This window comes from Veillonella sp., from assembly GCF_015058545.1.
Classification (GTDB): domain Bacteria; phylum Bacillota; class Negativicutes; order Veillonellales; family Veillonellaceae; genus Veillonella_A.
In genome coordinates, this window is the sequence record NZ_SVCB01000101.1 from 1 (window position 1) to 6899 (window position 6899).

General features: G+C 39.8%; 5 protein-coding genes and 1 pseudogene. All 6 read right to left on the reverse strand.

Annotation, left to right across the window (positions count from 1 at the left end; genetic code table 11):
- Positions 1-209: 209 nt before the first annotated feature.
- Positions 210-1238 (reverse strand): hypothetical protein, encoded by a 1029-nt coding sequence (locus E7204_RS06785; RefSeq protein ID WP_295182988.1) that lies wholly within the window; start codon positions 1236-1238, stop codon positions 210-212.
- Positions 1239-1628: 390 nt separating this feature from the next.
- On the reverse strand, positions 1629-3314 hold the full coding sequence (locus tag E7204_RS06790; RefSeq protein WP_247240141.1) for a VWA-like domain-containing protein: 1686 nt from the start codon (positions 3312-3314) through the stop codon (positions 1629-1631).
- 3 nt (positions 3315-3317) lie between these two features.
- Entirely contained in the window at positions 3318-4439 is a 1122-nt protein-coding gene (locus E7204_RS06795) for an AAA family ATPase (protein WP_295182992.1), read from the reverse strand.
- Positions 4440-4571: 132 nt separating this feature from the next.
- The gene (locus tag E7204_RS06800; protein ID WP_295182993.1) at positions 4572-5378 is read right to left on the reverse strand and encodes a hypothetical protein; all 807 of its coding nucleotides are present in this window, start codon (positions 5376-5378) and stop codon (positions 4572-4574) included.
- A 292-nt stretch (positions 5379-5670) separates the two neighbouring features.
- Entirely contained in the window at positions 5671-6588 is a 918-nt protein-coding gene (locus E7204_RS06805) for an alpha/beta hydrolase (protein ID WP_295182994.1), read from the reverse strand.
- Between the two features lie 18 nt (positions 6589-6606).
- A pseudogene (locus tag E7204_RS06810) lies at positions 6607-6899 on the reverse strand (3-isopropylmalate dehydratase small subunit); the annotation flags it as partial.

Below are 6899 nucleotides of genomic sequence, written 5' to 3' on the forward strand. Positions count from 1 at the left end.
CCCCAGTTTAACTGGGGGTTTTGTCATGCCTATTCGGCGTACAATTAAAAGGAATGAGTCCGGTAGAATACCGGACCCATTCCCAAAAAGTTGCTTAATTACTTCTGTCCAAGAAAATGGGTGCAGATCAAACCCTATAGTGATTTTTATTTTATTCAAATAATTTGGCCCCAAATTATTACTCCTTTTCAAATTGAATCTAAAATAATTTAATATCCAATATGTATTAACTGAGATATTGCCTCTAAATTCACTTCGCCACTATATCCTGTAATCAGCTCATTCTTATGCGAAAAGAACCCTAATAATTGACTTGGTAATTCATAAAAATGATTCGTTAGTGAATCATACATATAATAATGATAATACTTATATTCTACTCCATCTTTTATAGATTCAAACCATAATGCCCAATCTATAAATGGCTCTTCACCACTATCAGGTATAAATCTTACAATTTTAAATCTACCCAAATCACCTTCAAATTTTAAATCACCATAACTAGGTTTAACAACAGTATAATTATGATTTCCTGATAAAGTCATATTCTCAATTTTATCATTCAAGCTTAAAATAAAACTATCTTTATTGCTCCCCCAACTTTGCAAACTACTATATCTAGGTACCAAAAATAACTTCTTATTTGCCTTCGACATTACTACAGAAATATAATTTATATCATTTTTATAAATAACATTTCCACTAATGCTGATAGAAGGTATCCCATTTATATCTGATAAAATCCTTTCGATTTCTAAAGTTTGCTTATCTACTTTATATAAATAATGGTCTATATAAATATAATATGATAAATTAGTAATCCATAATTTAGGATATATGCTATATACAAATTGTTTATCCATACTTTCAATCTTTATAGCTTTATAATCTGATTTGGATTTAATGCATAGTATTAAATCCAATGACCGATTCACATAAATTATAATAAGCTTATTTTTATCAATCTTACTATCTACCGCAAAATTATATATTTCATCTTGCTTAATAAAATTTCTAAGGTCTAGACTGACATTATCGTAATCATTATAAGGAGCAATAAATGTATAATGATATCCATCCTTTATTACAATAATATCTTTCTTAGTCCACTCAAAATTTGACATCTCTTTTATATAATAACGTGTAACACTAAAAAAAAATATTATTAAAACACTTATACAAAAAAAGACTAAATATTTATTATTCTTCAGTTTTGTATATCCACGATACCAATCCATATCCTTACTATCCTCTAATTCAATATTGGTAGTAAAAAAAGAAGGTCCACATAATCTATTGCATCATCTTCTGCAATAGACAGGGGAATACCTTCTGTCGTTACTCGTTCAATTCGGTTTTGCTTATTACTGTCAATTTAATCCATGCCTGTTTCATGCTAACACTCCTCAACTGATTAAAGAATATAGTTCCACCGAAAACAGCATTCACATTTATTACATCATTTATTACGTTGATTATATAAAAAGGTAATCAATTTGTAAATAACAAATCAAACAAGCATAAATAAGACAAAAAAACTGCCACCGGAAACCGGTGGCAGAAAAATAATGTTTTAAGTTTATACTCGAAGAAGAACAACAAAAACTCAACCCACATATTTTATTATCTTATTTATCCCAATCCCGTTCCTGATTGGCCATGGAGAACCCTTCCTGGTTATTCATGGAGAAACCGTCCACCCGTTCATAATCGACAGTCATATCATAATCTTCAAATGTCTGATTCAAATGTTTAACGAGACCCCACGGATTCTTGAGTGATAGTTTAGCTTCTTCGCCTACCAAAACCCAAAGAATTTTATAATGCTTCGGATCGACTTTCAAATGTTTTTCACCTTTACCATCCGTAAAGTAGATGAGCAAATCCGCTTGCATTTGATTAGCATAATGAACTACCGGCGTGAAAAGCGTACTACCACGAGCCGTTACACGCGGCTCAACATCGTTCATGGTTTTTACCGGATAGGTGCGGCGAATGACACTGTCGCATTCCACCACGGTAATTTCAAAATCATAAGCCTTGGTAATTTCCAGTACTTCCAACATGGCTTGACGGAAAGCACCATCCGTAATACTGCCGCTACAATCAAGCGCAACCACAATTTTAGCACGACGCTTGCGCAAAGTACCGCGAATTTCCAATCGTTCCGGCTGACGACGACTACGACGAGTAGTCGTTTTTTTATGCCCCCACGCAACGGAACCGACCAAGCGTTTTAAGTAGACTGACCACGGCAAGGATGCCCGATGTTTTTTCATATCACTCAAAAGGCCCGACAAATACCCGGCCAATTCGCCTTTTTCAGAATTCTCCACCATCTTATTGGTCAGCTGTTGTTGGGAATCGCCATCCACTTCATCGGACTCGCTCCAAAGGTCATGGCTGTTGGCTATATCAAAGGCTTCGGCCACGCCGGGCGAACTCATAGCCGCATCACTTAAGCTGTCTTCCACTTCCGTTTCGCCGTCTGTTTCACGCGCAATATCTATGTGTGCCTGAATCTCGTCCACATAATATTCTAGTGGCTTAAACGCCACCACGGTAGTGCCGAAATTCTTGTTGAGCCATTTTACATCAATCGCATTCGGCGGTAAGGGCTCAATATAGTTATTCACCACAATGTCCATAGCTATATTAATAGCAAGTGGTGAATATCGCTGATACAAACGCTTTGCTCGCACTAAATGGCGCGAAATCACATGAAGGATTTCATGTTTAATGGAGCTTATCATCTGTTCCGTGGACATGTCTAAAAAAATCAACGGATTGAAGTACATCACATAGCGGCTGCCTTTAAAGTTAATGCCCGTACCGCTGGTCATGCCGAAGCGAAGTTCCTGTCCCACTTGTAAAAAGAAATAGCCGTAGAAGGAATCGCTTTCAATGAGGCGCAAATTTAATTTTGATACCAGTTTGAAAAAACGTTCTTCGTATTCCTTATTTACCGTAAAATCGTCGGTGCCGGCTGTTAAATCACGCTTGCCCGCCGCCAAGGCAGCGGCTTCGGTTATGGCATAGCCGATAGAGTTGGTATAGGCATTATCTTTAATCTCCTGTTCTCGCTGGAGCGCATCACGTTCCTGCTGCCAAGCCGTTACCAATTTTTTGGTAAGCTCCAGTAGTGAAGCACGTTCCGCATCGAGCGGATCCTGATTAAGAGCTGCGCCGTTTACAGCATTGGCGCCGTTTTCAACGTTCCCGTTGCCACCCTCAAGAGCCCCGTTCTTACTGTCCCCGACTTGCGAGTCCAACTTTAGCGTCCGCCTCGTTACAATATCTATTTCACCATTCATAGCTTATAAGCTCCGCTGTAAATCAAAGAAGTTATTGACGAACTCATCACTTTTGATGGCTTCCTTATAAAAACGTGGATAAGTATTGCGGATATCCTTCATCACAGCCATCTGTAAATCTTCCGGATAGGCTTTTAAAAAGTCCATAAAACGGTTAATTACTACCTGAGCCGCTTCTTCGTCTACAAATAGCTGGTTAGCTCGCATTTCAATGACGCACATTAAATTTTTAGCCGTCAAATAAAGGCGAGTATGGCTTTCCTTTTTGAGACGTTCCAATACGGATTCCGCCATAATTTCACCGTTGAACACATCATCATACATAAGTAACGGTTCATGGTCTGCTTCTATGAAGCTCACAAATTCCTGCGCAATCACTTTACCCACATTACCGCGAATTACGTTGAAGAACACATCTTTACCGATGGCTTCTTTGTTGGCTTTATACATGGCATACAGCGCGGATACCCGTTCATAACTACGCGGTGTGGCATAAATATCGTCTTCGTTGATCTTGTGTAAATATTCCGGATAGGTGCTGATGAATTCCATCACCATCGGTTCCAATTTGGCTTCCGCCGCCCAATCGAGCCACTGCATGTAATCCGGTTCCATCTGGAGCCACACAAAGCGGTTCTGCTGGGCCACGTCCATTTCCACCGTCTGGTAATCATAACTATTAGTCGGGTTCATGGCCGCTACGATATGTACGGAATGTCCAAGGTTAAAACCGTTGATTTCACGGTTCAAAATCAAGTTCATCAATTCCTGCTGCACCGCATGTTCACAACGGTTGATTTCGTCAATGAACAAGAGCACCTGCTGACCGGCCGCCATGTAGTCGGCAATCTGTTTTAATTTATAGTGAATGGCATAGACTGTCACTTTTTCCGTAACCGTTGTGCCGTCATTCATTTTGCGTGAAAAACTATCTACGGTCGGCAAACCGCCGATTTCGCCTTCTTTTAATAAGTTGCCGTCGATGGTTACGAGGGACCAACCGTTTTTTACGGCCAAACGATGTGCCAAGGAGGTTTTACCAATCCCCGTTTCACCGACTAAAAGCGGTACCTGACCGGCCGATAATACCAACTCAACACTTCTCATTGTTTCTACAAAGTTCATATATGTTTTCCTTTTCCCTTATTTAATATATTTTAAATTATGATTTTCATCCGGGACAGCTTTTATATAAGCGTCCGAACTCTATTAAAATTTCAACAGTTTTAAAATCTCAGTTACTTAGCTCTCAATAGTTTAAAACTTCAAAAGCTCATCAACCGCAATGCGGCGTGCTTTTTGCGTACCGAATTGGTCGATAAGACCGACCACATCCGCTTCAAAGCCTTTATTATGCTTACCGATGTACGTGCAATTAAGTAAATCACGCACGTACTGTTCGCTTGTGTTTTCATCAGCCAAAATTTCTTTCAAACGTTCTTCCAAGTAAATCGGCGGAATCATGTAATCCGGCGGCAAATACTTGGTAATCAGACTGCTGATGCCGATAAAATGAAGTGCTTGATCTACCGTCACCGTGCCCAACAAACGTACTGCCTGCGGGTCTAAAGTGACCGCCAAATCAATAGCTTCCGGTACCGGTTCTTTAATATAGCTAAGAGCCTGATAATTCTGACCTACCGCAGCGAGTTGCACCGCTTTGGACGGGTTCTCGATAAATTTGATGGCGTCATAATTCGACGTGACCGCCAAAATCTGAATCTCTTCGCTCGGGGCTTTTACATATTGAATGGCCCAGCCCGACTCGGCTAAGGCCAAGCGAATCAAGGATTCGTCGGGATTTTCAATCAAGCCCAAGTTATTCCAGCCCTTGCTTACCACTTGTTCCAGTATCTCATGGGACGGGTTTTCAATGTACTGAATGGCCCGCGGAGCATTCGACAGAGCTATATCTATCATTTCAGGCGTCGGATTTTTGATAAACTGCAGCACCATGCCGTTTTTGCGCAACGCCGTCAACTTCATCTCGTCCGTCGGATTATCCATCTGCGCCAAGGCAAACGGATTAATGCTTAATATGCGTAAATTCTTTTCGTTATCCATGTTGTGTCCTTATTTCTTATACTACGAGTTTAATTCTAAAAACACGTTCAGCATTCTTGCTGATTAATATTGTATCAATTACCTTCTATTATATTGCAATTAATTGTATTCTATTACATTGTAATTAATTGCATTCTATTATATTGAATAATTTCGTTTCTATGTATATGATACCACTTCTCAATAGTTTTGTCCTTAAAATTATGGCAAAAAAAGAAAAGCCGCCTGGCTCGACAGCTTTTCTTTACCGATAATATACGCTATTAAATTCAAGACACTTATAATTTATTAGTTATGATTTATATTTTACTAAGAAATCTAAAATATGCTGATTAACCATATCCGGCTGCTCTTCCGGTACGAAGTGCCCACAGTTATCTATGCCATAGCCTTCAACCTGTTCCGCTTTAGCCTGCCAACCGGCTAATACATCCCAAAGCTTACCGACTACGCCGTTTTTTCCCCACATAACTAATAACGGCGTCTTTATAATTACCTTATCGTCAATATCTTTTTTGTCAAACTCACGGTCAATCGTGGCTGATGCCCTATAATCTTCTGAAATTCCATGAATTGTAGCCGGATTTGAAAAGCAACGAATATATTCCTGCATTACGTCTTCCGGAAAGTTAGCCCGTGCAGTTGGTCCGATTTTTCTCTCCAGGTTAAAACGAATGAAATATTCCGGTGCCGCACCCAATAATGTTTCCGGAAAACCATTTGGCTGAATATAGAAAAACCAATGATAATATTTAGTAGCAAATTCTTCATTCGTATCGGCATACATTTCCAATGTTGGTAAAATATCCATCATCGTGCATGTAAAAATACGCTCCGGTTTATCTACTATCATGCGATGACAAACACGAGCACCGCGATCATGACCAATGAGATGGAACTTTTCAAAACCAAGCTTATTCATCACTGTAAAGTGATCTTCCCCCATAACTCGTTTCGAATAATTAGCATGATCAGGTAAGCCCTTTGGCTTTGAACTATCGCCATAACCACGAAGGTCCGTCATAACCACCGTATATTGCTCAGCCAAGCGTGGCGCCAAGAACCGCCAGATTAAATGCGTTTCCGGATGACCATGCAACAAAAGTACCGCCGTATCCCCATGACCGCCTATCCAAGTATTAATTTTAACACCGGGCTCGGTTTCTATAAATTGTTGTGTAAATCCCGGAAAGTATTTATCTTCCAACATACCCATACCTCCTATATATCAGGCGTTCAGTTTTGCCCGAATCATATTCTTGATACCACCCGCTTCAAGAATAGATAACACATACGGCGTGAAAGGTTCCACTTGAGCCACAACCTTACCGTCTGCGGTGAGTGTACCTGCTTCCAAATCTAGCGAGATTTCTTTATGGTTTAAATCCAATTTACTAATACCGGGGCACACTACGAGTGGCAAGCCGAGATTAATGCCGTTCCGATAAAAAATTCGTGCAAATGATTCCGCAATTACGGCGCCGGCTCCAATGCCTTTCAAACAAATCGCCGCATGCTCAC